The following is a 21,705-nucleotide window of genomic DNA, read 5'->3' as shown; positions in this document are numbered from 1 at the left end:
TAGGACGCTCCTGAGAGCTGCACATCGGGGGCAACCGCACCGTGCGCGTGTTGTCCAGAGTCGTGAACTAGACGCCGTCCGATTGCAGAGATCTGTATGTCGGAACGTTCGCCCCTACCCAACCCTCCCCCGCATGGCGGGGGAAGGCTTGAAGGGTCAGCGCGCGCTGTACGCGTGCACTTCCTCGACCAGCACGCCCACGTGGTCGGGATTCATGTCCGGCGACATGCCGTGGCCGAGGTTGAAGATGTGGCCATCGCGCGAGCCGTTGTTGCCGTCGCGGTAACTGTCGAGCGCGTGGCGGACCTGTGCACGGATCGCATCGGGCGCGCCGTACAGCGTCGTCGGGTCGAGGTTACCCTGCAGTGCGACGCGGCCTTCGGTACGACGTGCGGCGTCGCCGAGTTCGATCAGCCAGTCGACGCCGACGCCTTCGGCGCCGGAGCGCGAGAGTTCATCGAGATACGCTGCATTGCCCTTGCCGAACAGGATCAGCGGCGTGCGTTCGGCGCCGTCACCGCGCTGCAGTTCCTGCGCGATGCGCGTGAGGTACGGCAGCGAGAACTCGCGATACATCGCCGGCGACAGCACGCCGCCCCAAGTGTCGAACACCTGCAATGCCTGCGCACCGGCGGCGCGCTGCGCGGCGAGATAGGCGATCACGGCATCGGTATTGACCGACAGCAGCGCATGCAGCGCCTTCGGATCGTTGAGCGCCATCGCCTTGATGCGGGCAAAATCCTTGCTGCCGCCGCCTTCGACCATGTAGCAGGCCAGCGTCCACGGGCTGCCAGAGAAGCCGATCAGGGGCACGCGGCCATCGAGTTCGCGGCGGATCACCCGCACCGCGTCCATGACGTAACGCAGGTCCGTTTCCATGTCCGGCACCCCGAGCCTGGCGATGCTGGCCGCGTCGCGCACCGGATGGCGGAACTTCGGGCCTTCACCTTCGACGAAGTACAGGTCCAGCCCCATCGCGTCGGGGATCGTCAGGATGTCGGAGAACAAGATCGCCGCATCCAGATCGAAGCGTGCCAGCGGCTGCAGGGTGACTTCGCAGGCGAGCTCCGGGTTCTTCGCCATTGCCAGAAAGCTGCCGGCTGCCTTGCGCGATGCGCGGTACTCCGGCAAGTAGCGACCGGCCTGGCGCATCAGCCAGACGGGCGTGCGGTCGACGGGTTCGCGACGGAGGGCGCGGAGGAAGCGATCGTTTTTCAGGACGGCAGACATCGGGCTGGAATTTCCTGGTAAAGGCGGTGGTCGCGCGGTCAGGCCGGCGCGTCGCTGCCGCGGGCGAACATCAACTGGAAGCCGCGCTTGAGCTGCGCATCGCGCGCGGCTTCGAGCGCCTTGAGCGCGCTGGGCTGGTCGAGGAACTGGTCGCGCCGCAACGTACTGCGGCCGCCGACCTGGCCGGTTTCGCGCAACAGCACCCAGCCGCCCAGCAGATCGGGCTGCAGGGTGAGCTGCACGAAGCGCGGAGATTCGTGGCCGTCGGGGTGTTGCTGCAGAAAGAGGCGCATGGCGCACGATTGTACGGCCCGCTCCGTTGCGGCGGCGCACGTATGATCGCCAATCCCTCTCCGGCGACCGGCATCGACAATGCGCATGCTCGATTTCAGTTCGTGGAGCGCCACCGCGTCGACACTGCTGGGTCTGATGTTGTTCACCCTGGTGGCGGTCGGCGTGCGTCTGGTGTTCATGCAGACGATGCAGCGCAGGCGCGAGCGCGAGAACCGGCAGATCAACGAACGGCTCAAGACGTTGATCGCCGCCTACAAGACCCTGGGTGGATCGTTCACCGGCGAACTCGATGTCGATCCCCGGCACCTGCGCGAGCTGCGCCAACTGGCGGAGGCATCCCTCGCGTCAGGCGAGCCGAACGTCGCTCCGCTGGAGACCGCGTTCGACTCGGACGGCGCAGTGCGGCGCCGGCGCGTGCGCGATGCGGTCGAGGCCGCGTTGTCGGACGTGATCCTGCTCGGGACCGAAGACCAGGTGCGACTTGCAGCGCAGGCCGCGAATGACATGGTCGCGGGCCGCCCGGTGCGCGTCTCGGCGCTGGTGGTTTCGCTGCGCAGCTTCATCCGTCAGGCGCTGGACCTCGATCCCGTACCCGCCGATCTCGCCGTGCCCGAACAGGGGCCGGTGCGCGGCGACGCGGGGGCGAAGAAAGCCGGCGCGCAGGGCGGGCGTGGCGGCAGCGGGGGAGGCGGTATGGGCGGTGGAATGGGCGGCGGCGGGGCGGGAATGGGCGCGGGCCGCCGCGACAGCACCGACACGCCCTGAGCGTCAGCGGCGCAACACGTCCAGCACTGCGGCTTCGGGCACGCCGGCCAGCACCCGCGCGCGGCCGATGCCGTCCCAGACGATGAAGCGCAGACCGTCGGCCTGGGCCTTCTTGTCGAGGCGCATGTGCGCCAGCATGCGTTCGGGATCGAGTCCGCCGGGCAGCGCGACCGGCAGGCCGAGGCGCTGCAGCAGATCGCGCAGACGCGCGGTATCGGTCGCCGACGCCAGATCGAGCGTCTCCGACAGCTGCGCGGCCAGCACCATGCCCACCGCGACCGCCTCGCCGTGGTTGAGACCGCCATATCCCTGCTCGGTCTCGATGGCGTGACCGAAGGTGTGGCCGAGATTGAGCAGCGCACGTTCGCCGTGTTCGAACGGATCGCGCGCAACGATCGCCGCCTTGTGCGCGCAGCTGCGTGCGATGGCTTCGGCCAGGGCGGCGTCGTCCATCGCGAGCAGCGCATCGGCGTGGTCGTCGAGCCAGTCGAGGAAGTCCGCATCGCCCAGCGCGCCGTACTTCACCACTTCGGCCAGACCGGCACGCAGCTCGCGCGCCGGCAGCGTGCGCAACACGGCGGTGTCGGCGATCACCGCGCGCGGCGGATGGAAGGCGCCGACGAGGTTCTTGCCCTGCGGCAGGTCGACCGCGGTCTTGCCGCCGACCGAGGAATCCACCATCGCCAGCAGCGTGGTCGGCAGCTGCACGCAGTCGATGCCGCGCATCCAGCAGGCCGCGGCGAAGCCGGCGAGATCGCCGATCACGCCGCCACCGAGCGCGAACAGCGTCGCGTCACGGCGCATGCGCGCGTCGGCGAGCGCCGTGGTGACTTCGGCGAAATGCGCGAGCGTCTTCGCGGCCTCGCCGGGCGGCAGCACGTGCCGGTGGATCCGCAGGTCCGGGCACGCGGCCTGCAGCGCGGCGGCAACACGGTCGGCGTACAGCGGCGCGACGTGCGCGTCGCTGACCAGCATCGCGTCGCGTCCGCGCACGCTGCGCGCCAGCAGCGCGCCGTCGTCGAGCAGGGACGGGCCGATATGGATGGTGTAGGGCGTGTCGCCGGCGACGGCGACCTCTCGGGCACTGGTGGTCATGCGATCCGGATACAGGTGGGGGAGTCGGCCGGCGCGCAATCTGCGGCGCGGCTCATGAAGCGTGCGTCGACGCCACGTCGGCGGCGGCATCGGAAATGGACGTCTCGACACTGCCGGCCGGCGGCCGCCAGTGCACCTCGACCAGATGGCCGAGCTGGGCGGCGGCCTCGTTGCAGGCGTGCGGCCCGGTGTCGAAACGCAGATGCGCGGCATCGGCGTACAGCGGTGCGCGTTCGATGGCGAGGCGCTGCAGGACCTCCTTGCGATCGTCGCCCGCGAGCAGCGGCCGCGTGCGATCACGCGCCAGCCGCGCAAGTTGCGCGTCGACATCGGCATGCATGTGCACGACGAAGCCGCGCGACCGCAGCAGGGCGCGGTTCTCGGGATCGAGCACCGCGCCGCCGCCGGTGGCGATCACCTGGCCACTGCCGGCGAGGATCTCGACCAGCGTCGCCCGCTCGCGCGCCCGGAATCCCGTCTCGCCCTCGCACTCGAAGATCGTCGCGATCCGCGCGCCCGTGCGCACCTCGATCTCGTGGTCGACATCGACGAAGACCACACCGAACCGCGCCGCGAGGCGACGGCCGATCGAGGACTTGCCGGCGCCCATCGGACCGACGAGCACGAGGTTGGGGGCGGGGTGCATGGCTGCATGCTAGCAGTGGGGGCGGGAGGCGCCGAACGTTGCAGGCGCAAGCTTTGTCTTTGCTTGCGCTTCACCGCTAGTTGTTCCGCTTTGGACCTTTGCTTTGTTCTTTCCAACGGAATGAAGAATCCGGTCTATCGCCCACCCGGAGGGCGCCGCCCGTGGATGGGCGGCGTTTTCCGACCGAGGCAGGATGCCGAGTCGGAAAATCCCATTGCACGTGACGCCGCGGGCTTCGGACGTGTCGGGGAGACGTTTTTCTTTGGTTCCGTTTCTTTGACTCGCATCTTCGATGCTCGCCCCTTCGGGGCCGGCTGCGCCGTTCGCGCGACGCGCGTGGGCGTCAACCAAAAGAAATGAACTCGGCCGCGTCAGCGGACGAAAGCGTGTGATCTTGGTTTTACGCCTGCTGCGAGAAGCAACATCAAACGCTTCCACTCGCCTTGCGGCGAGCGGGTTCATTTCTTTTGCTGGCCCAAAAGAAACGGAACCAAAGAAAAGGGCCAGCCCCGAGGGAGCAAATCCGGCCAGTCATTCGTTCCGGGATTTTTCGACTCGCCATCCTGGCTCGGTCGAAAAACGCCGCACATCCATGTGCGACGCCCTACGGGTCTGCGATAGGTGTTGACGCCTGAGCGATGAGCAACTGCAACAGCTTACGCAGAAACGAGGAACGCCTTGACGCGACGAATAGCTTCAGAAAACCGGGTTCACCCCGCCGAAACAATCCCCCGTTCGGCATCGAGCGTCACCACCACATCCGCCAGATCCGGCAACGTTCGCAACGCCTGCCGGCTCACCCGCTCAAAGTGCTGCACGAATCGCGCAACGCCGGCCGCGTCCATGCCACCGCGCCCAGGTTCGGCCGCCTGCAGCGCCTGTTCCTGTTGCAGGCGCCAGTCGAAGACCACGTCGAAGCCGGGCGGCTGCAGGAACAGCAGCCGGTCGAGGCCGGCCCAGAGCGCGGGGTAGTCGCGGGCGAGGGCGGTGTTGCACCAGCGCCGCCAGGTGCCGGCGGGGTCTTCGTCGCGTTCCAGGGTGTTGACCGGTTCCACGAGTGCGGGCGCAGGTTCGGCGGGGGTGCCGACGCACCAGCCTTCGAACAGCAGCAGGTCGAGGCCCTGGACGGTCGGCCAGCCGGTCTCCGGGAGGCGGCGGTCGCCGAGTTTGTCGAAGCGCGGCAGACGGAGCGGTGTGCCGGCGCGCACGGCGGCGAATGCGGCGAGCCCCAGCGCGACTTCGTGGGTGCCGGGTGGGCCGCGGTTTGCGAGCAACGGATGCACCTGCCGCGCCAGTGCCTGGCGCGCGTCGCGATCGAGATAGAGGTCGTCGAGCGACAGCACGGCAGCGCGCAGGCCGCGGGCTTCTGCGGCGCGCACCACCTGCGCGGCCAGCGTGGATTTGCCGGTGCCCTGCAGGCCGCTGATGCCGAGCACGCGCGGGGCGCCACCGGGCTGCAGGTCGGTCAGCAGGGTGTCGACAAGCGTATCGGGCCAGAGCGAGGGCGTGGGGGCAGTCATCGGGAAACGATAGCGCGGCCGATGCGTGCTGCGCCGCGAATCGACATCGCGGCGGGCTGCGGCGATCATCGACGCATGACCACTGCGACCACCACCCTGCTGTCCGAAGCTCTTGAGACCTTCGCTACGTTGTTCGACGAGGCGCAGGCCGCCGGCGAACCCGATCGCACCGCGATGACCGTCGCCACCGCCGCGATCGATGGCCGGCCGTCGGCGCGGACCGTGCTGCTGAAGGCCTGGGACGAACGCGGCTTCGTGTTCTACACGCATCTCGACGGCCGCAAGGGCCGCGAGCTGCAGGAGAACCCGCACGCCGCACTGCTGTTCCACTGGCCGCGCGTGCGCAAGGGCGTGCAGGTGCGAATCGAAGGGCCGGTGGTGATCGTCGGCGACGACGAGGCCGATGTGTATTTCGCCTCGCGCCCGCGCGGCAGCCAGCTCGGTGCGTGGGCGTCGAAGCAGTCCGAGGTGCTCGACACGCGCGAAACCTTCGCGCAGCGGCTGGCCGATCTCGAACGCGAATTCGAAGGCCGCGACGTGCCGCGCCCGCAGCGCTGGTCGGGCCTGCGCGTGCGCCCGGATCGGGTCGAGTTCTGGTACGGCGCCGAGTATCGCCTGCACGAGCGCTGGCTCTACGAATGCGACTGCGCCGGCGATTGCCGCAAGCGGATGCTGTATCCGTGACGAGTGGCCCGCGCCGCATCGTCTGCCTGACCGAAGAGCCGACCGAAGTCCTGTATGCGCTCGGTGAGCAGGACCGCATCGTCGGCATCAGCGGCTTCACCGTGCGTCCGCCGCGGGCGCGCAAGGAGAAGCCCAAGGTCAGTGCGTTCACCAGCGCGAAGATCGACGAGATCCTCAAGCTCGAACCGGATTTCGTCGTCGGCTTCTCCGACATCCAGGCCGACATCGCCGCCGAGCTGGTGCGCCGCGGGGTCGAGGTGTGGATCAGCAATCACCGCAGTGTCGACGGCATCGTCGATTACGTGCGCCGGCTGGGCGCGCTGGTCGGCTGCGCGGCGCGCGCCGATGCCTATGCGGACGCGCTGCGCAGCGGACTGGATGCGATCGAGGCGGAAAGCGCGCGCCTGCCACAACGCCCGCGCGTCTATTTCGAGGAATGGGACGAGCCGATCATCACCGGGATCCGCTGGGTCGCCGAACTGGTGCGCATTGCCGGCGGCGATGACGTGTTCCCGGAACTGTCGATCGAGTCGCTGGCCAAGGCGCGCATTCTCGCCAACGGCGATCCGGTGATCGAACGCGCGCCGGACATCATTCTCGGCTCGTGGTGCGGCAAGAAGTTCCGCCCCGAGCGCGTCGCCGCGCGCCCGGGCTGGGACGCGATTCCGGCGGTGCGCGATGGCGACCTGCACGAGATCAAGTCGCCTCTGATCCTGCAGCCGGGTCCCGCGGCATTGACCGATGGCGTGACCGCGATCGCGCAGATCGTGCAGGCCTGGGCGCACGCGCGGCGCTGAGCGCGGCGGGCTTCCCGGAACGGTGGGTTGCACCATCGTCGCCCCGCGCACCGGGCGCGGCGCCTAGCATGGCGCCTCCCCACACCGCAGGTGCAGTCCCATGCAGCGCATCGCCCTTCTCGGCATCACCGGACGCGCGGGCTCGCGTATCGCCAGCGAACTGCTGGCGCGCGGCCATCGCGTTACCGGCATCGCCCGCAACACGTCCGACACCCAGGCCCAGGCCGGGCTGACCCTGCAATCGGCCGACGCCTCGCGCGCCGATGCCATCGCGCCGCTGCTGCAGGGCCACGATGTCGTGGTCAGCGCGACGCGCTTCGATGGCGGCCCGACCGCCGACGTGCTGCTCGATGCCGTGCGCCAGGCCGGCGTGCGTCGCCTGCTGGTCGTCGGCGGCGCCGGCAGTCTGGAAGTCGCGCCGGGTGTGGCGCTGATCGATACGCCGCAATTCCCGGATAGCTACAAGGCAGAAGCCGGCGCGGGCCGCAGTTTCCTCGACACGCTGCGCGGCGCCGACGACATCGACTGGACGTTCGTCTCGCCCGGCGCGGTGTTCGAACCCGGCACCCGCACCGGCGCGTTCCGCACCGGCGGCGATGCCCTGCTGGTCGACGCGGACGGCAACAGTGCGGTCTCGATGGAGGACTATGCGATCGCCTTCGCCGACGAGATCGAACATCCCGCCCACGTGCGCGAGCGTTTCAGCGTGGCGTACTGATGGTGACGGCGGGACGCGGGACCGGCCGCTACTGGGCGCTGGTGTTCGCCGGCGGTCTGATCGAGACGGTCTGGGTGGTCGGGCTCAAGGCCGCGACCACGCCGCTGGGCTGGGCGCTGACGATCGGCGCGATCGCGGTGAATTTCGCGTTGCTGATGCGCGCGATCCGCTTTCTGCCGGTCGGTTCGGTCTACGCCGTGTTCTGCGGCCTCGGCGCGGCGGCGTCGGTGATCGCCGAGACCGTGTGGTTCGGTGAGCCGGTGCAGCCGGCGAAGATCGCGCTGATCGCATTGCTGATCATCGGCGTCGCCGGTCTGAAGCTGGTGACACCGCTCGCGCCGGCGCCCGACGTGGAGAACACGCCATGAGCGGCTGGCTGTTCGTGTTCGCGGCCGGCCTGGCGGAAGTGGCCGGCGTGGTCGCGATGAACGCGATCAAGCAGCGGCCGAGTGCGCTCGCCTATGCACGACTGGTCCTGTGTTTCGGCGTGAGCTTCGGACTGCTGTCGCTCGGCCTCAAGAGCGGCATGTCGATCGCGATCGCGTACGCGGTGTGGGTCGGCATCGGCACGGTGGGCGCGGTGGTCGTCGGCATCCTGCGCTACGGCGAATCGGCGCGGCCGCTGCGGCTGTTCTTCGTCGCACTGGTGCTGGCGGCGGTGGTCGGGCTCAAGCTGATCGGCTGAAGTTGCTCGGCTGAGCGCGTGTCGTCAGCGGGGGATGTCGCGGTTGAAGCGCAGGGTGGTGCGCGCGCCGTCCTCGGCGGTGATCTGCAAGTCGAGACGCAGCGTGTCCGGCCCGCTGACGCGCGCAACGGCCACGTGTTCGACCCGGCCATCGAGATCCACCGAATCGAACGCCAGCGTCTGACGCACGCCGCGCAGATCGCGCGCATCGCCGGTGATCTGCACCGGCACCGACACATCGCCGCGCTGCACGCTGACCAGCACCAGTGCCCGGTCGCGCGCCGGCTCGATCGCATACCGCCGCGCGACCGCGGCGCCCATATGCGCGGCCGGCACCACGCTGGCCATCACTTCGGCATCGCCGAGCATCGTCTGCGCGGGCATCGCGGCGTTCTGCGCGGCGGTCTGTGCGCCCGCGTCTTCGGACGGCGCCTGCCCGCACGCGGTCGCGAGCAACGCGAATCCGGCGAGGCACAGCGCGCGTGCGATCTCAGTCATTGGCGGCCGACAGTTCGCCGCCGCGCCGAGCGGCGTTGGCGATTGCCTCGCCGACCAGCGTGCGCAGCCCACCGGCTTCGAAGGTCTCGATTGCCGCCTGGGTCGTGCCGCCTGGCGAGGTGACGCGACGACGCAGTTCCGCCGGCGCCTCGTCGGATTCGACCAGCATGCGCGCCGCGCCCAGCACGGTCTGCAGCACCAGCGTGCGTGCGTCCTTCGCCGGCAGGCCTTGCGCGATCGCGGCCTCTTCCATCGCTTCGGCGAGCAGAAAAATGTAGGCCGGGCCGCTGCCGGACACCGCAGTGACCGCGTCCATCCGCGCTTCGTCGTCGATCCACACCGTCTCGCCCGCGCTCTCCAGCAGCGCCTGCGCGCGTGCGCGGCCATCAGCGTCGACGCGTGCGTTCGCGTACAGGCCAGTCACGCCGGCGCCGAGCAGGGAGGGGGTGTTGGGCATGGTGCGCACCACCGGCACATCGCCGCCAAGCCAGCGGTCGAGCTGGGTCGCCGTGATGCCCGCGGCGATCGACAGCACCAGCGGCTGTGTGGCCTGGGCCACCTCGGCCAGCGATTCGCAGACCCCGCGCAGCACCTGCGGCTTGGTGGCGAGCACCCAGGTCGCGGCGCCATCGACGGCCTGGGTCGCGTCGGGATACACGCGCACACCGAAATCGCGGGCCAGCGCATCGCGGCTGTCGGCATTCGGATCGACCACGCGGACCGATGCGGCATCGCCACCGCGTGCGACCAGTCCGCCGATCAGGCTGCGCGCCATATTGCCGCCGCCGATGAACACGATGGGCGCGGAGAGGATGTCGTGGGTATGGGTCATTGCAGCCTCGATGTCGGGAACGCATCGATGGTAGCCGACCGTCCGTACCCGCCGGATCAGTGCGTCGGTCGCGCGCCGAACAATGCCGAGCCGACGCGCACCATCGTCGCGCCCTCGGCAACCGCCAGCTCCAGGTCGTCGCTCATGCCCATCGACAGCGTGTCGATGCCCGGGTCCTGCCCGGCCACGGTGTCGAACAGCCGTCGCATGCGCGCGAAGGCATCGCGGCGGCGTTCGGGTTCGGCATGCGGGGCAGGGATCGCCATCAGCCCGCGCAACCGCAGGTTTGGCGCCGTGCGGATTGCCGCGACCAGCGCCGGCACTTCGGACGGCACGCAGCCGTGCTTGCTCGACTCGTCGTCGATGTTGACCTGCACCAGCACGTTCAGCGCACCGCGTGCGGCCGGGCGGTGCGTGGCCAGGGCATCGACCAGTTTCATCCGGTCGACAGTCTGCACCCAGTCGAACAGCTCGGCGGCCTGCTTCGCCTTGTTCGACTGGAGATGGCCGATCAGATGCCATTCGAGCCCCAGCCCGGCCAGCGCTTCGATCTTGCCCGCCGCTTCCTGCACGTAGTTCTCGCCGAACGCGCGCTGGCCCGCGGCGGCGAGCGCGGCGATGGCATCGGCGGGGTGCAGTTTGCCGACCGCCAGCAGGCGCGGCGGACCTGGCCGCGCGGCGGCGGTGGCCGCGTTGTGGAGACGCGACATCACGGCGTCGAGCGCGGCGCTGGCAGAGTGTGAGGTCACGGGGAATCGGGCATCCGGTTGGGGGTGTACGGGCTGGTTTTATGCGTGGATTACCGGTCTATACTGCCGCCGGGGACAGGGAGGCGCCAGCCGGGAAGGCTCGTAGCGCGCCCTGTGCGGATCATCATCAAGGGGTGTTGCATGGATATCGCCGAACTGTTGGCGTTCTCGGTCAAGAACAAGGCGTCGGACCTGCATCTGTCCGCAGGGTTGCCGCCGATGATCCGCGTCGACGGTGACGTGCGCCGCATCAACATCCCCGCGCTCGAGCACAAGCAGGTGCACGCGCTGATCTACGACATCATGTCGGACAAGCAGCGTCGCGACTTCGAAGAGTTCCTCGAAGTCGACTTCTCGTTCGAGATTCCGGGTCTGGCCCGCTTCCGCGTCAATGCGTTCAACCAGAACCGCGGCGCCGGTGCGGTGTTCCGGACGATTCCGTCGGAAGTGCTGACACTCGAAGACCTGAACTGTCCGCCGATCTTCCGCCAGCTGATCGACCAGCCGCAGGGTCTGATCCTGGTGACCGGCCCGACCGGTTCGGGCAAGTCGACCACGCTCGCGGCGATGATCGACCACATCAACAAGAACGAATACGCGCACATCCTCTCGGTCGAGGATCCGATCGAATTCGTGCACACCTCGCAGAAGTGCCTGATCAACCAGCGCGAAGTGCATCGCGATACGCACGGCTTCAACGAGGCGCTGCGCTCGGCGCTGCGCGAAGACCCCGACTACATCCTGGTCGGCGAGTTGCGCGATCTGGAAACCATCCGCCTGGCGCTGACCGCCGCGGAAACCGGCCATCTCGTGTTCGGCACGCTGCACACCTCCAGCGCGGCCAAGACCATCGACCGCATCATCGACGTGTTCCCGTCCGGCGAGAAGCCGATGGTGCGCTCGATGCTGTCGGAATCGCTGCGTGCGGTGATTTCGCAGTCACTGCTGAAGAAGGTCGGTGGGGGCCGTACTGCGGCCTGGGAAATCATGACCGGCATCCCGGCGATCCGGAACCTGATCCGCGAGGACAAGGTCGCGCAGATGTATTCGGCCATCCAGACCGGCCAGCAGTACGGCATGCAGACGCTCGACCAGCACCTGCAGGATCTGGTCAAGCGCGGCCTGATCACGCGTCCGGCCGCGAAGGAATACGCCAAGGACAAGCGTCTGTTCGAGTGATCGGACACGCACACTGATACGCCGCCGGCCGCATCCGGCCGCGGCGCGAGACGGGATCCCGGAGGATCGTCATGAGCAGCATCGACTTCACCTCGTTCCTCAAGCTGATGGCCCATCAGAAGGCCTCGGATCTGTTCATCACCGCCGGCATGCCGCCGTCGATCAAGGTGCACGGCAAGATCTCGCCGATCACCCAGAACCCGCTGACGCCGCAGCAGGCGCGCGATCTGGTGCTCAACGTGATGACCCCGCCGCAGCGCGAGGAGTTCGAGAAGACCCACGAGTGCAACTTCGCGATCGGCGTCTCCGGCGTCGGCCGGTTCCGCATCTCGTGCTTCTACCAGCGCAACCAGGTCGGCATGGTGCTGCGCCGGATCGAGACGCACATCCCGAGCGTGGAAGAGCTCAACCTGCCGCCGATCATCAAGACGCTGGCGATGACCAAGCGCGGCATCGTGATCTTCGTCGGCGCAACCGGTACGGGTAAATCGACGTCGCTGGCGGCGATGATCGGCTACCGCAACCAGAACTCGACCGGCCACATCATCACGATCGAGGACCCGATCGAATTCGTGCACAAGCACGCCGGCTGCATCATCACCCAGCGCGAAGTCGGTATCGACACCGACAGCTGGGACGCCGCGCTGAAGAACACGCTGCGCCAGGCGCCGGACGTGATCATGATCGGCGAGGTGCGCACGCGCGAAGGCATGGATCATGCGATCGCCTTCGCCGAGACCGGCCATCTGGTGCTGTGCACGCTGCATGCGAACAACGCCAACCAGGCGATGGACCGCATCATCAACTTCTTCCCCGAAGACCGCCGCAACCAGCTGCTGATGGACCTGTCGCTGAACCTCAAGGGCGTGGTCGCGCAGCAGCTGATCCCGACGCCCGACGGCAAGGGCCGGCGCGTCGCGATGGAGATCATGCTCGGCACGCCGCTGGTGCAGGACTACATCCGCGAAGGCGAGATCCACAAGCTCAAGGAGGTCATGAAGGAATCGACCAACCTGGGCATGAAGACCTTCGACCAGGCGCTGTTCGAGCTCTACCAGGCCGGCGAGATCTCCTACGAGGACGCGCTGCGCTACGCCGACTCCGCGAACGAGGTGCGTCTGCGCATCAAGCTCGCCCAGGGCGGCGACGCGCGCACGCTGTCGCAGGGTCTCGATGGCGTCGAGGTGGCCGAGGTCCGCTGACCGTCCGCATCCATCGCGAACGCCTCGACAGACGCCCCGCACCTGCGGGGCGTTCTGCTTTTTGCGGGTGACCGCAACGCTGTGTTGCCACAGACCGTCACGCCGCAGCGCTATCGTGACGCTGCCTTGTCGCCAATTTGACCCCGTCCGGGGGACAATGAGGCGCATTCATTCACGAAGGAGATCGCTGATGGCCTACACCCTCCCCGAGCTGGGCTACGCGTACGACGCGCTCGAACCGCACATCGATGCCAAGACGATGGAAATCCATCACACCAAGCATCACCAGACCTACATCAACAACGCCAACGCCGCGCTGGAAGGTACGCAGTGGGCGGACACGTCGGCTGAAGAACTCATCGCCGATCTCGATGCGCTGCCGGAAGACAAGCGCGGCCCGCTGCGCAACAACGCCGGTGGCCACGCCAACCATTCGCTGTTCTGGACGGTGATGTCGCCCAAGGGCGGCGGCAATCCGGTCGGCGACGTCGCCAAGCACATCGACAGCGACCTCGGCGGCTTCGATGCGTTCAAGGAAGCCTTCACCAAGGCAGCCCTGACGCGCTTCGGCAGCGGCTGGGCCTGGCTGTCGGTCGACAAGTCCGGCGTGCTGAAGGTCGAAAGCAGCGCCAACCAGGACAACCCCCTGATGAAGGGCATCGGCTCGGGCAACACCCCGATCCTCGGCCTCGACGTCTGGGAGCACGCGTACTACCTGAACTACCAGAACCGTCGCCCCGACTACATCGCCGCGTTCTACAACGTCGTCGACTGGAACGAAGTCGAGCGTCGCTACCAGGAAGCGATCAAGGGCTGAGATTTCGCGCCCTGATGCAATCCCGTTCCGGCCGCGCAAGCGGCCGGAATGCTGTGGGGTATTCGTTGCGGGCGATTTCTTTGCCGGTGTGCGTGATCGCAAGACGCTCGCCAGGATCAGTTTCCTTCTCCCTTTGGGGGAAGGTGCCCGGAGGGCGGATGAGGGCGCTCTTGGGCACTTGCCTGTGGACCCAAACCCTCACTCGACGCGCCGGGCGCGTCGACCCCGGATCAGGTCCGGGGCAGGCTCTCTCCCGAAGGGAGAGGTGCTCGCTGCCCGCCAGCTGACACGAATCGCATCAGTCGCAAACGCGAGAGGGCGCTATCCGCGCTTCGCCTTCGCGATATCCCGCATCACCGGGCAATCCGGTCGATGCGCGCCCGGCAGGTAGCCCAGGCTCATCAGGAATTCGCCGGTGATCTCGCCGCCGGTGAAGCGGAACGTCTTCTTGAACAGCTTGACCCACGAGGCCTTGTCGCGCGGCGCGCCGTCCTCGATCGCATGCGCGTCCAGCCACTCGACGAAGCCGCCGTGGCTCTCGCGCAGGCCCTGGATGACCTGCGCGTTGTGGATCGCGGCGTCGACCTTGAGCCGGTTGCGGATGATCGAGGCGTCACCAAGCAGGCGCGCGCGATCGGCCTCGCCGTAGGCGGCGACCCTGTCGACATCGAAGCTGTCATACGCCGCGCGGAATCCGTCGCGCTTGCGCAGGATGGTTTCCCAGCTCAGTCCGGCCTGGTTGATCTCCAGCAGCAGGCGTTCGAACAGCACCGACTCCTCGCGCTGCGGAAAGCCGTACTCGGTGTCGTGATAAGGGCCGTGGACCGGATGGCCTGGGGCGATGTCGCAATAGCCGCTCATCCACGCAGCATAGGGCGCGCGGGCGGGTGCCGCCATCCGGTGCGACCCCCGGTTGCGGCTTTCACGCACCGCACGGCACCATGCGCCGTCGCCCTTGCCGGATCCGTCGATGGAAATCGCCCACCGCCGCGTTGCCACCGTGCACTTCACCCTGTCCGATGACAGCGGCCAGCGCATCACCACCACCCGCGGCCACGATCCGCTGGTCTACATGCACGGCAACGGCTCGATCATCGTCGGGCTGGAAGAAGCCCTCGAAGGCAGGAAGGCCGGCGAAAGCTTCACCGTCGACATTCCACCCGAGCGCGGATTTGGTCCCCGCCATGACAGCCTCGTGCAGACCCTACCGCGCACGATGTTCAACGGCAGCGCCACGCCTGCGGTCGGCGAGAAATTGCGTGCGCAGACCGAGAAAGGACCGCTGGACGTGATCGTGACCGCGCTGGATGAGGCGCAGATCACCGTCGACGGCAACAACCCGCTCGCTGGACGCCTGTTGCGCGCGGACGTGGAAGTGATCGCCGTGCGGGTTGCGACGCCGGACGAGCTCCAGTTCGGGCTCTAGTCGACATCATCCTGTAGGCGATGCGGGAACCGTGATCTCCGTTCAGTCCCGGTGAGGGCATGCGAAGGCGTCCGCCCGGTCCTCGCACGGCTGGTTGGCTAGAATGCAGGCATGTCGTTCTTCGCCAACCACATGCTGGTCGCGCTGCCCGCGCTACAGGATCCCAACTTCTCGCGAACCGTGGCGCTGATCTGTCAGCACGACAGTGATGGCGCGATGGGCGTGGTCATCAACCGTCCGTCCGAATACACGTTCGGCGATCTGCTCGACCAGATGAATATCCTGCTGCGTGACGAGCGCCTGCGGGATCATCGAGTGTTGGCGGGTGGCCCGGTGCATCCGGAGCGTGGCTTCGTGCTGCACGATGGTGAAGGCGGCTGGGATTCAAGCCTGGCGATCAGCGAAGGTCTGCACGTGACCACCTCACGCGATGTGCTCGAAGCGATGGCGGCCGGCGACGGCCCGGAACACGCGACTGTCGCGCTGGGTTGCGCCGGCTGGGGGAAGGGCCAGCTGGAACGCGAACTCACCCAGCACAGTTGGCTGACCGTGCCGTCGGACGCGCAGCTGATTTTCGAGACGCCGCTCGACGCGCGCTGGCAGGCGGCTGCCGGGCGCATCGGCGTCGACATGATGCATATCGCCAGCCACAGCGGCCGGGCATGAGCGACACGCCCACGCCGGCGATCCGCCGCGATGGCACGGTGCTCGGCTTCGATGTCGGCTCGCGTCGGATCGGTGTGGCGGTGGGCAGTGCGTTCGGTCACGGCGCACGCGCGCTGGCGGTCATCGACGTGCACGGCGACCAGATCGACTGGCAGGGCGTCGACAGGCTGCAGAAAGAATGGCGGCCCGACGGCATGATCGTCGGCGATCCGATGACGCTCGAAGGCGGCGATCAGCCGGCTCGCGCCCGTGCCCACGCGTTCGCGCGCGAGCTGGTCGCGCGCTATCGGCTGCCGGTGGTGCTGGTGGACGAACGCGCCAGCTCGATCGAAGCAGCGCAGCGGTTCGCGATCGACCGCGCCGAAGGCCGCCGCAAGCGTCGCGATGCCGCGGCGCTCGATGCCGTCGCGGCCGCGGTGATCGTCGAACGCTGGCTGGCGTCGCCGGATGACGGCGTGCCTGTCTGAAGCGTCGCGCCGCGGCGCGCTGAAGCCGCGCGGCGTATTTCCCAGACGACGTCATCCGGCACTCGCCGCATCCGCGTCGCTGCGGGACAATGGCACTCCCGACGCCGCACGTGCCCCGCGATGACTTCTGCTCCCGATGCCCAGATCGATGCGACTGGCCGCCTGCGCCATCTGCTGACGCTCGATGGCCTGCCGCGCGCAACGCTCGAAGCGCTGCTCGACCGGGCGCAGGCGATGGCCGACGCCGGCGAAGTCAACGCGCGCCTGGCCGGCATCGCGGTCTGCACGCTGTTCTTCGAACCCTCGACGCGCACGCGGCTGAGCTTCCAGCGCGCCACCCAGCGCCTCGGCGCCGACGTGCTCGGCTTCGATGCCTCGACCTCGTCGACGACCAAGGGCGAGACCGCGCTCGATACCTTCCGCAACATCGAGGCGATGGGCGTCCGCGGTTTCGTCGTGCGGCATTCGGATGATGGCGCGGTCGCCGCGCTCGCATCTGCTGCCGCGCCGGACACCGCGCTCATCAATGCCGGCGACGGCCGCAGCGCGCATCCCACCCAGGGGCTGCTCGACATGCTGACCCTGCGCCAGGCCAAGGGCACCAATTTTTCGGGCCTGAAGGTCGTCATCGTCGGCGATGTGCGGCACTCGCGCGTGGCGCGCAGCGACCTGCATGCGCTGCGCACGCTGGGCGCCGGCGAGATCCGTGTCTGCGGCCCGGCCTCGTTGCTGCCCGATGCCGAGTTGCTGTCCGGCTGCACGGTCTCGCATGACCTCGACGCGGCGCTCGAAGGCGTCGACGCGGTGATGATGCTGCGGCTGCAGCGCGAGCGCATGGCCGAAGGGCTGGTCGATTCGCTCGAGGACTACCACCGCGATTACGGTCTGGACGCGCGTCGCCTGCGTCGCGCCGCGGGTGATGCAGTCGTGCTGCATCCAGGGCCGATGAACCGTGGCGTCGAAATCGACGACGACGTCGCCGATGGTCCGCAATCGCTGATCCTGCGCCAGGTCGCCAATGGCGTCGCCGCACGCATGGCAGTGCTGGAAACGCTGCTCGGCTGAGGGCTTCGCCGGCGCGAATCCGGTATGGTGCGGCGTCCCCAGGCCGCGCCCACACGATGTCCTCGAACGATCCCGATGCTTCCCTGCCGGCGCAGGCCGCCGCCGCGCCCGCGCACGCGCTGACCCCGCGCCAGCTCGTGATGATGGGTCTGGGCAGCGCGATCGGCGCCGGCCTGTTTCTCGGCTCCGGCGTCGGCATCCAGACCGCCGGCCCTGCGGTGCTGGTGTCCTATCTGATCGCAGGCGCGCTGGTGATCGTGGTGATGCATGCGCTCGGCGAGATGGCCGCGGCCAAGCCGGCCAGCGGCGCGTTTTCGGTGTACGCGGCCGATGCGATGGGCCCGGTTGCCGGTGCGACGGTCGGCTGGCTGTGGTGGCTGCAGGTGGTGATCGTGATCGCCGCCGAAGCGGTCGGCGCGGCGGGGTTGCTCGCCTCGATCTGGCCGTCGCTGTCGGTGCCCGGTCTCGCGGTGTGTTTCATGGTGGTGTTCACCGCGATCAATCTCCTGGGCGTGCGCAATTTCGGAGAGTTCGAATTCTGGTTCGCGATCCTCAAGGTCATCGCGATCCTCGCCTTCATCGCGATCGGCATCGCGCTGATCGCCGGCTGGTTGCCGGCGGTGGCATCGCCGGGTCTGTCGAACCTGCTGGGCCCCGACGGCTTCGCGCCGCGCGGCTGGGCCGGTATCGGCGCAGCGTTGCTTGTGGTGGTGTTCGCGTTCGGCGGCACCGAGATCGTCGCGATCGCTGCGGCGGAAACCAACGATCCGGCGAAGAGCCTCGCGCGTGCCATCCGCACCGTTGCGTGGCGCATCCTCGTGTTCTATCTCGGCTCGATCGCGGTGATCGTCGCCGTGGTGCCGTGGGACAGCCCGGCGCTGTCGTCGCCGTTCGCCGCCGTGCTGCAGGTTGCGCGCATTCCGGGCGCGGCGACTGCGATCACGCTGGTGGCGGTGATCGCGCTGTTGTCGGCGCTCAACGCGAATCTCTATGGCGCCTCGCGGATGATCTGGTCGCTGGGTCGTCGCGGCGATGCACCGGCGGTGCTCGGTCGCAGCGACCGTCGCAACGTGCCGATCGCCGCCGTCGTCGCCAGCGTGACCTTCGGGTTCGCCGCCGCCGCGCTGGAACTCGCATTCCCGCAACGCGTGTTGGCGGTGCTGCTCAACATCGTCGGCGCGACCTGCCTGCTGGTGTGGACGCTGGCGCTGGTGTCGCAGTACATCCTGCGTCGCCGCGCCGACCGCGCGAACGCACCGCTGCCGTTCCGCATGTGCGCATTCCCGGTGCCCACGCTCGCTGCACTGGCAGTACTCGCGGTGATCTTCGCGATGCTGATCGCCTCACCCGATACCCGCGCGCAGTTCCTGTCGATGGCCGCACTCACGCTGGCCATCGCTGGCCTCAATGCACTGGCGCAGCGCCTGCGGCGGACACCGCCCGCAGGCTGACACGCAAAAACCGTTTCAGCGCTTCTGCGCGAACAGCCAGGGCCACAATGCTTCGGTGCGGTAGGCCGCATCCCAGCTGTTGTGGTTGGCGTCTGGAAACTCGGTGTAGCGCACGTCGGCACCGGCATCGCGCAGCGCGGCGTGCATGCGCCGCGACTGTTCCGGCAGCACCACGTCATCGAGTGCGCCGTGGAAGATCCAGACCGGAATATCGCGCAGGCGACGCGCGGCCTCGGCGAACGGATCGTTGGCCGCGCGCGTGGATTCGACGAACAGATCATCGAGATCGGGCCGTGAGCCGGGCGGGGTGATGCCGCCGCACACGGGTACCAGCGCGGCAAAGCGTGTCGGCTCGCGCAGCGCCAGCGACCACGTGCCGTAGCCGCCGCGCGACATGCCGGTCAGCGAGGTGCGGCTGCGGTCGCCGTCGAATTCCGCGGTCGCCGCATCGAGCGTCGCCAGCGCCATCGTCGCTGTGTCGCCTTCCCAGGATTCGCCTTCGGGCGACTGCGGGAACACCACCAGTGCCGTGAAATCCGCCGCGTGAGCGCGCACGTATGGCCCGAGTCCGGCGTGGATCTGCTTCTCGCCGTCGTCGCCGCGCTCGCCCGAGCCGTGCAGGAACAGCACCACCGGCAGCGGACGCGGCAGCTGCGCCGACGGCACGAAGACCTGGTAGGCGTAGCGGCGGCCGTTCGAGGTGAGCTCGCGGCGCACGAAGCGGCCTGGCGCCGGGCCCGACGCAGGCAGTGCGCTCACGCAGCCCGACAGCACGGCGGCACCGCCGGCGAGGGCCAGGCCGCACAGCAGGCGGCGGCGTGCACTGGAATGGGAGATGTTGGACATGCGATCACTCCGAAATGGATCAGGCGAAGGTCCACAGACCCAGCGCCAGCAGATGAAGGACGACCATCGCGACGAACACCTGACGGTAGGCCGGTTTGGCGCGTTTGTGACGCAGCAGTTGCTGCGCGAACCCTGCGGCGGGCCAGCCGCCGAGCAGTTCGAGCAAATGCAGATGCGCCTCGGGCGTGCGCCAGCGGCCGTGTCGCGCGGCGTGTTTGTCGAGTGCGTAGGCAGCTGCGGTCAGCACGTTGAGGCCGGCGAGCGCGGCGAGTGCGAGGTGCGGCAGGCGTCCGGACACGACCCCGGTTCCGAGCAACGCACACCAGGCGGCGATCGCGATCAGCAGTCCGCGCATGCGGCCCGCCGGTGCGGACGATGCACGCGCATCGCGGCGCTTCGACGTGGCGCGCGCCGTGCGCGGTGACTGCGCGGTGCCGACTGCGGCGACGTGGACCGCGCGCCAGCGTCCGTCGGCCTGCCGCTCCGGCGTGTAGCGCACACGTGCGCCGGCGTCCGGGCGTGCGCTGCTGCGATCGAAATCGCGAACATGGAAGAACAGGCGATCCGGTCCATCGGCAGCGACGTCTTCGGGCGTGATGAAACCGAAGCCGCGCGTGTCGTCCCAGCGTTCGATCCAACCGAATCCGGCACGTGCGCGCATGGTCGTCGTCTCAGCGCAGCATGATCGCGGTGGCGAGGCCGAGGAAGCTGAAGAAGCCGACGATGTCGGTCACCGCGGTGACGACGACGGTGCCGGCGACAGCGGGATCGACGCCCATCCGCTTGAGCAGCAGCGGCAGCAGGGTGCCGGCCAGCGCGGCCGAGCAGAAGTTGATCACCAGCGCGGCGAAGATCACCAGCGACAGCACCCAGTCGTGGAACCACACCAGCGCCACGAGTCCGACCAGACTGCCGATCAGCAGGCCGTTGATCAGCGCGACGCGCAGTTCCTTCCAGAGCAGGATGCGCGCGTTGCTCGCGCCGACCTGGCCCAGCGCGATGCCACGCACCATCAGGGTCAGCACCTGCACCGCGGCGTTGCCGCCGATGCCGGCGACGATCGGCATCAGCACCGCGAGCGCGACGATCTGCTCGATCGTCGCCTCGAAGCGGCCGATCACGAATGCCGCCAGGAACGCCGTGCACAGATTGATGCCCAGCCACACCACGCGACCGCGTACCGCTCGCTTGATCGGCGAGAACAGATCCTCGTCCTCGTCGAGACCGGCGGCGGACAGCGCCTGGTGCTCGGCCTGCTCGCGGATGATGTCGATCACGTCATCGACCGTGATGCGGCCCAGGAGGATGTTGCCGTCGTCGACGACCGGCGCCGAGACCCAGTCGTTGTCGGAGAACTGGCGTGCGACCTGTTCGGCGGATTCGCCGACATGGATCGAATCGAGCTCGTCGTCGATCAGCTTGTTGATCGGCGTGCCCGGCTCGCGCGTCACCAGATCCTGCAGCGCGACCCAACCCGCCAGTTGATGGCGGCGATTGACGACGTACAGATGATCGGTGTGCTCGGGCAGTTCGCCGCGCAGGCGCAGGAAACGCAGTACCACGTCGACGGTCGTATCGGCACGTACCGTGACCACATCCGGGTTCATCAGACGGCCGGCGGTGTCCTCGGGATACGAGAGCACCTGCTCCAGACGCTCGCGGTTCTCGCGATCCATCGCCCGCAGCACTTCGTCGATCACCGCGTCGGGCAGGTCTTCGACGAGGTCCGCCAGATCGTCGATGTCGAGATCCTCGACCGCGGCGACCAGCTCGTCGGCATCCATGTCCGCGATCAGGCTTTCACGCACCTCGTCGCCGACGTGGACCAGCACCTCGCCGTCGTCTTCGGGATCGACCAGACCCCACACGACCATGCGCTTGTCGTGTGGCAGCGACTCGAGGAGGTTGCCGATCTCCGCAGGCGCCAGCGTATTGACCAGCCGGCGTACCGGTCCGAGTCGACCGCTGTCGAGTGCATCGGACAACAGACGCAGCTGGCGCGCGGTCTTGTCGGGGCGGACGGCTTCGGCCATGTAAAGCTCCGTTGCGCGTCGCGACAGTCTCGGCGCGACA

General features: G+C 68.3%; 26 protein-coding genes. 14 read left to right on the top strand and 12 right to left on the bottom strand.

Annotated features, from left to right (window positions below; all coding sequences use genetic code 11):
- Positions 1 to 156: 156 nt before the first annotated feature.
- Complete coding sequence (gene hemE / locus ACZ9YD_RS13885; RefSeq protein WP_465075853.1) at positions 157 to 1,230, bottom strand: uroporphyrinogen decarboxylase; 1,074 nt, start codon at positions 1,228 to 1,230, stop codon at positions 157 to 159.
- 38 nt (positions 1,231 to 1,268) lie between these two features.
- On the bottom strand, positions 1,269 to 1,523 hold the full coding sequence (locus ACZ9YD_RS13880) for a WGR domain-containing protein (RefSeq protein WP_465075852.1): 255 nt from the start codon (positions 1,521 to 1,523) through the stop codon (positions 1,269 to 1,271).
- 79 nt (positions 1,524 to 1,602) lie between these two features.
- On the opposite strand from ACZ9YD_RS13880, the gene ACZ9YD_RS13875 reads away from it, so the two are divergent.
- Positions 1,603 to 2,289 carry a hypothetical protein gene (locus ACZ9YD_RS13875; RefSeq protein WP_465075851.1) on the top strand — a complete coding sequence of 229 codons (687 nt, stop codon included), beginning with the start codon at positions 1,603 to 1,605 and terminating at the stop codon, positions 2,287 to 2,289.
- 3 nt (positions 2,290 to 2,292) lie between these two features.
- Here the strand turns inward: ACZ9YD_RS13875 and aroB are convergent, their stop codons facing one another.
- From aroB to ACZ9YD_RS13860, 3 genes are all read right to left on the bottom strand, one after another.
- Entirely contained in the window at positions 2,293 to 3,384 is a 1,092-nt protein-coding gene (aroB, locus tag ACZ9YD_RS13870) for a 3-dehydroquinate synthase (protein WP_465075850.1), read from the bottom strand.
- A 52-nt stretch (positions 3,385 to 3,436) separates the two neighbouring features.
- The gene (locus ACZ9YD_RS13865; protein WP_465075849.1) at positions 3,437 to 4,030 is read right to left on the bottom strand and encodes a shikimate kinase; all 594 of its coding nucleotides are present in this window, start codon (positions 4,028 to 4,030) and stop codon (positions 3,437 to 3,439) included.
- Between the two features lie 710 nt (positions 4,031 to 4,740).
- Entirely contained in the window at positions 4,741 to 5,550 is an 810-nt protein-coding gene (locus tag ACZ9YD_RS13860) for a kinase (protein ID WP_465075848.1), read from the bottom strand.
- 75 nt (positions 5,551 to 5,625) lie between these two features.
- Between ACZ9YD_RS13860 and pdxH the strand changes: the two genes are divergently transcribed.
- The 5 genes from pdxH (at position 5,626) to ACZ9YD_RS13835 (ending at position 8,434) form a co-directional block, all read left to right on the top strand.
- Entirely contained in the window at positions 5,626 to 6,234 is a 609-nt protein-coding gene (gene pdxH, locus ACZ9YD_RS13855) for a pyridoxamine 5'-phosphate oxidase (RefSeq protein ID WP_465075847.1), read from the top strand.
- Positions 6,231 to 7,031 carry an ABC transporter substrate-binding protein gene (locus ACZ9YD_RS13850; RefSeq protein WP_465075846.1) on the top strand — a complete coding sequence of 267 codons (801 nt, stop codon included), beginning with the start codon at positions 6,231 to 6,233 and terminating at the stop codon, positions 7,029 to 7,031. Before pdxH ends, ACZ9YD_RS13850 begins: the two co-directional genes overlap by 4 nt.
- A gap of 100 nt (positions 7,032 to 7,131) precedes the next feature.
- On the top strand, positions 7,132 to 7,749 hold the full coding sequence (locus ACZ9YD_RS13845) for an NAD(P)-dependent oxidoreductase (RefSeq protein WP_465075845.1): 618 nt from the start codon (positions 7,132 to 7,134) through the stop codon (positions 7,747 to 7,749).
- A complete protein-coding gene (locus ACZ9YD_RS13840; RefSeq protein ID WP_465075844.1) occupies positions 7,749 to 8,117 on the top strand; it encodes a DMT family transporter in 369 nt (122 codons plus the stop codon). The genes ACZ9YD_RS13845 and ACZ9YD_RS13840 overlap by 1 nt, the downstream gene beginning before the upstream one ends.
- Positions 8,114 to 8,434, top strand: a complete 321-nt coding sequence (locus ACZ9YD_RS13835) for a DMT family transporter (protein ID WP_465075843.1) — start codon at positions 8,114 to 8,116, stop codon at positions 8,432 to 8,434. Before ACZ9YD_RS13840 ends, ACZ9YD_RS13835 begins: the two co-directional genes overlap by 4 nt.
- A 24-nt stretch (positions 8,435 to 8,458) precedes the next feature.
- Here ACZ9YD_RS13835 and ACZ9YD_RS13830 read toward each other — a convergent pair whose 3' ends face one another.
- The 3 genes from ACZ9YD_RS13830 to ACZ9YD_RS13820 are packed head-to-tail and all read right to left on the bottom strand — an operon-like array spanning position 8,459 to position 10,474.
- Positions 8,459 to 8,932 carry a DUF4426 domain-containing protein gene (locus ACZ9YD_RS13830; RefSeq protein WP_465075842.1) on the bottom strand — a complete coding sequence of 158 codons (474 nt, stop codon included), beginning with the start codon at positions 8,930 to 8,932 and terminating at the stop codon, positions 8,459 to 8,461.
- Positions 8,925 to 9,764 carry a pyrroline-5-carboxylate reductase gene (gene proC, locus ACZ9YD_RS13825; RefSeq protein ID WP_465075841.1) on the bottom strand — a complete coding sequence of 280 codons (840 nt, stop codon included), beginning with the start codon at positions 9,762 to 9,764 and terminating at the stop codon, positions 8,925 to 8,927. The genes ACZ9YD_RS13830 and proC overlap by 8 nt, the downstream gene beginning before the upstream one ends.
- 56 nt (positions 9,765 to 9,820) lie before the next feature.
- Positions 9,821 to 10,474, bottom strand: a complete 654-nt coding sequence (locus ACZ9YD_RS13820) for a YggS family pyridoxal phosphate-dependent enzyme (RefSeq protein WP_465076046.1) — start codon at positions 10,472 to 10,474, stop codon at positions 9,821 to 9,823.
- 180 nt (positions 10,475 to 10,654) lie between these two features.
- Here ACZ9YD_RS13820 and ACZ9YD_RS13815 point away from each other — a divergent pair, with 180 nt between their 5' ends.
- From ACZ9YD_RS13815 to ACZ9YD_RS13805, 3 genes are all read left to right on the top strand, one after another.
- Positions 10,655 to 11,692: a type IV pilus twitching motility protein PilT gene (locus ACZ9YD_RS13815; RefSeq protein WP_232137070.1), complete on the top strand. Its 1,038-nt coding sequence runs from the start codon at positions 10,655 to 10,657 to the stop codon at positions 11,690 to 11,692.
- Positions 11,693 to 11,763: 71 nt separating this feature from the next.
- Entirely contained in the window at positions 11,764 to 12,894 is a 1,131-nt protein-coding gene (locus ACZ9YD_RS13810; protein ID WP_159679746.1) for a PilT/PilU family type 4a pilus ATPase, read from the top strand.
- A 190-nt stretch (positions 12,895 to 13,084) separates the two neighbouring features.
- A complete protein-coding gene (locus ACZ9YD_RS13805) occupies positions 13,085 to 13,711 on the top strand; it encodes a superoxide dismutase (RefSeq protein WP_465075840.1) in 627 nt (208 codons plus the stop codon).
- A 321-nt stretch (positions 13,712 to 14,032) separates the two neighbouring features.
- Here the strand turns inward: ACZ9YD_RS13805 and ACZ9YD_RS13800 are convergent, their stop codons facing one another.
- Complete coding sequence (locus ACZ9YD_RS13800) at positions 14,033 to 14,572, bottom strand: DNA-3-methyladenine glycosylase I (protein ID WP_465076045.1); 540 nt, start codon at positions 14,570 to 14,572, stop codon at positions 14,033 to 14,035.
- 109 nt (positions 14,573 to 14,681) lie between these two features.
- On the opposite strand from ACZ9YD_RS13800, the gene ACZ9YD_RS13795 reads away from it, so the two are divergent.
- From ACZ9YD_RS13795 to ACZ9YD_RS13775, 5 genes are all read left to right on the top strand, one after another.
- Complete coding sequence (locus tag ACZ9YD_RS13795) at positions 14,682 to 15,137, top strand: FKBP-type peptidyl-prolyl cis-trans isomerase (RefSeq protein ID WP_465075839.1); 456 nt, start codon at positions 14,682 to 14,684, stop codon at positions 15,135 to 15,137.
- A gap of 111 nt (positions 15,138 to 15,248) precedes the next feature.
- The gene (locus ACZ9YD_RS13790; RefSeq protein ID WP_465075838.1) at positions 15,249 to 15,803 is read left to right on the top strand and encodes a YqgE/AlgH family protein; all 555 of its coding nucleotides are present in this window, start codon (positions 15,249 to 15,251) and stop codon (positions 15,801 to 15,803) included.
- A complete protein-coding gene (ruvX, locus tag ACZ9YD_RS13785; RefSeq protein ID WP_465075837.1) occupies positions 15,800 to 16,270 on the top strand; it encodes a Holliday junction resolvase RuvX in 471 nt (156 codons plus the stop codon). The genes ACZ9YD_RS13790 and ruvX overlap by 4 nt, the downstream gene beginning before the upstream one ends.
- Positions 16,271 to 16,390: 120 nt before the next feature.
- On the top strand, positions 16,391 to 17,335 hold the full coding sequence (locus ACZ9YD_RS13780; protein ID WP_465075835.1) for an aspartate carbamoyltransferase catalytic subunit: 945 nt from the start codon (positions 16,391 to 16,393) through the stop codon (positions 17,333 to 17,335).
- A gap of 56 nt (positions 17,336 to 17,391) precedes the next feature.
- Positions 17,392 to 18,786 carry an amino acid permease gene (locus tag ACZ9YD_RS13775; RefSeq protein ID WP_465075834.1) on the top strand — a complete coding sequence of 465 codons (1,395 nt, stop codon included), beginning with the start codon at positions 17,392 to 17,394 and terminating at the stop codon, positions 18,784 to 18,786.
- Between the two features lie 15 nt (positions 18,787 to 18,801).
- Here ACZ9YD_RS13775 and ACZ9YD_RS13770 read toward each other — a convergent pair whose 3' ends face one another.
- Genes ACZ9YD_RS13770 through mgtE form a run of 3 tightly spaced genes read right to left on the bottom strand, consistent with a single transcriptional unit; the run spans position 18,802 to position 21,665 of the window.
- Complete coding sequence (locus tag ACZ9YD_RS13770) at positions 18,802 to 19,632, bottom strand: carboxylesterase family protein (protein WP_465075833.1); 831 nt, start codon at positions 19,630 to 19,632, stop codon at positions 18,802 to 18,804.
- Between the two features lie 19 nt (positions 19,633 to 19,651).
- Positions 19,652 to 20,293: a DUF1294 domain-containing protein gene (locus ACZ9YD_RS13765; protein ID WP_465075832.1), complete on the bottom strand. Its 642-nt coding sequence runs from the start codon at positions 20,291 to 20,293 to the stop codon at positions 19,652 to 19,654.
- 10 nt (positions 20,294 to 20,303) lie between these two features.
- A complete protein-coding gene (mgtE, locus tag ACZ9YD_RS13760; protein WP_310151014.1) occupies positions 20,304 to 21,665 on the bottom strand; it encodes a magnesium transporter in 1,362 nt (453 codons plus the stop codon).
- Positions 21,666 to 21,705: the final 40 nt, after the last annotated feature.

This window comes from Luteimonas sp. AC640a (assembly GCF_979256585.1).
Note: the sequence above shows the minus strand (reverse complement) of the source record. Positions and strands in the feature narration are given on the sequence as shown.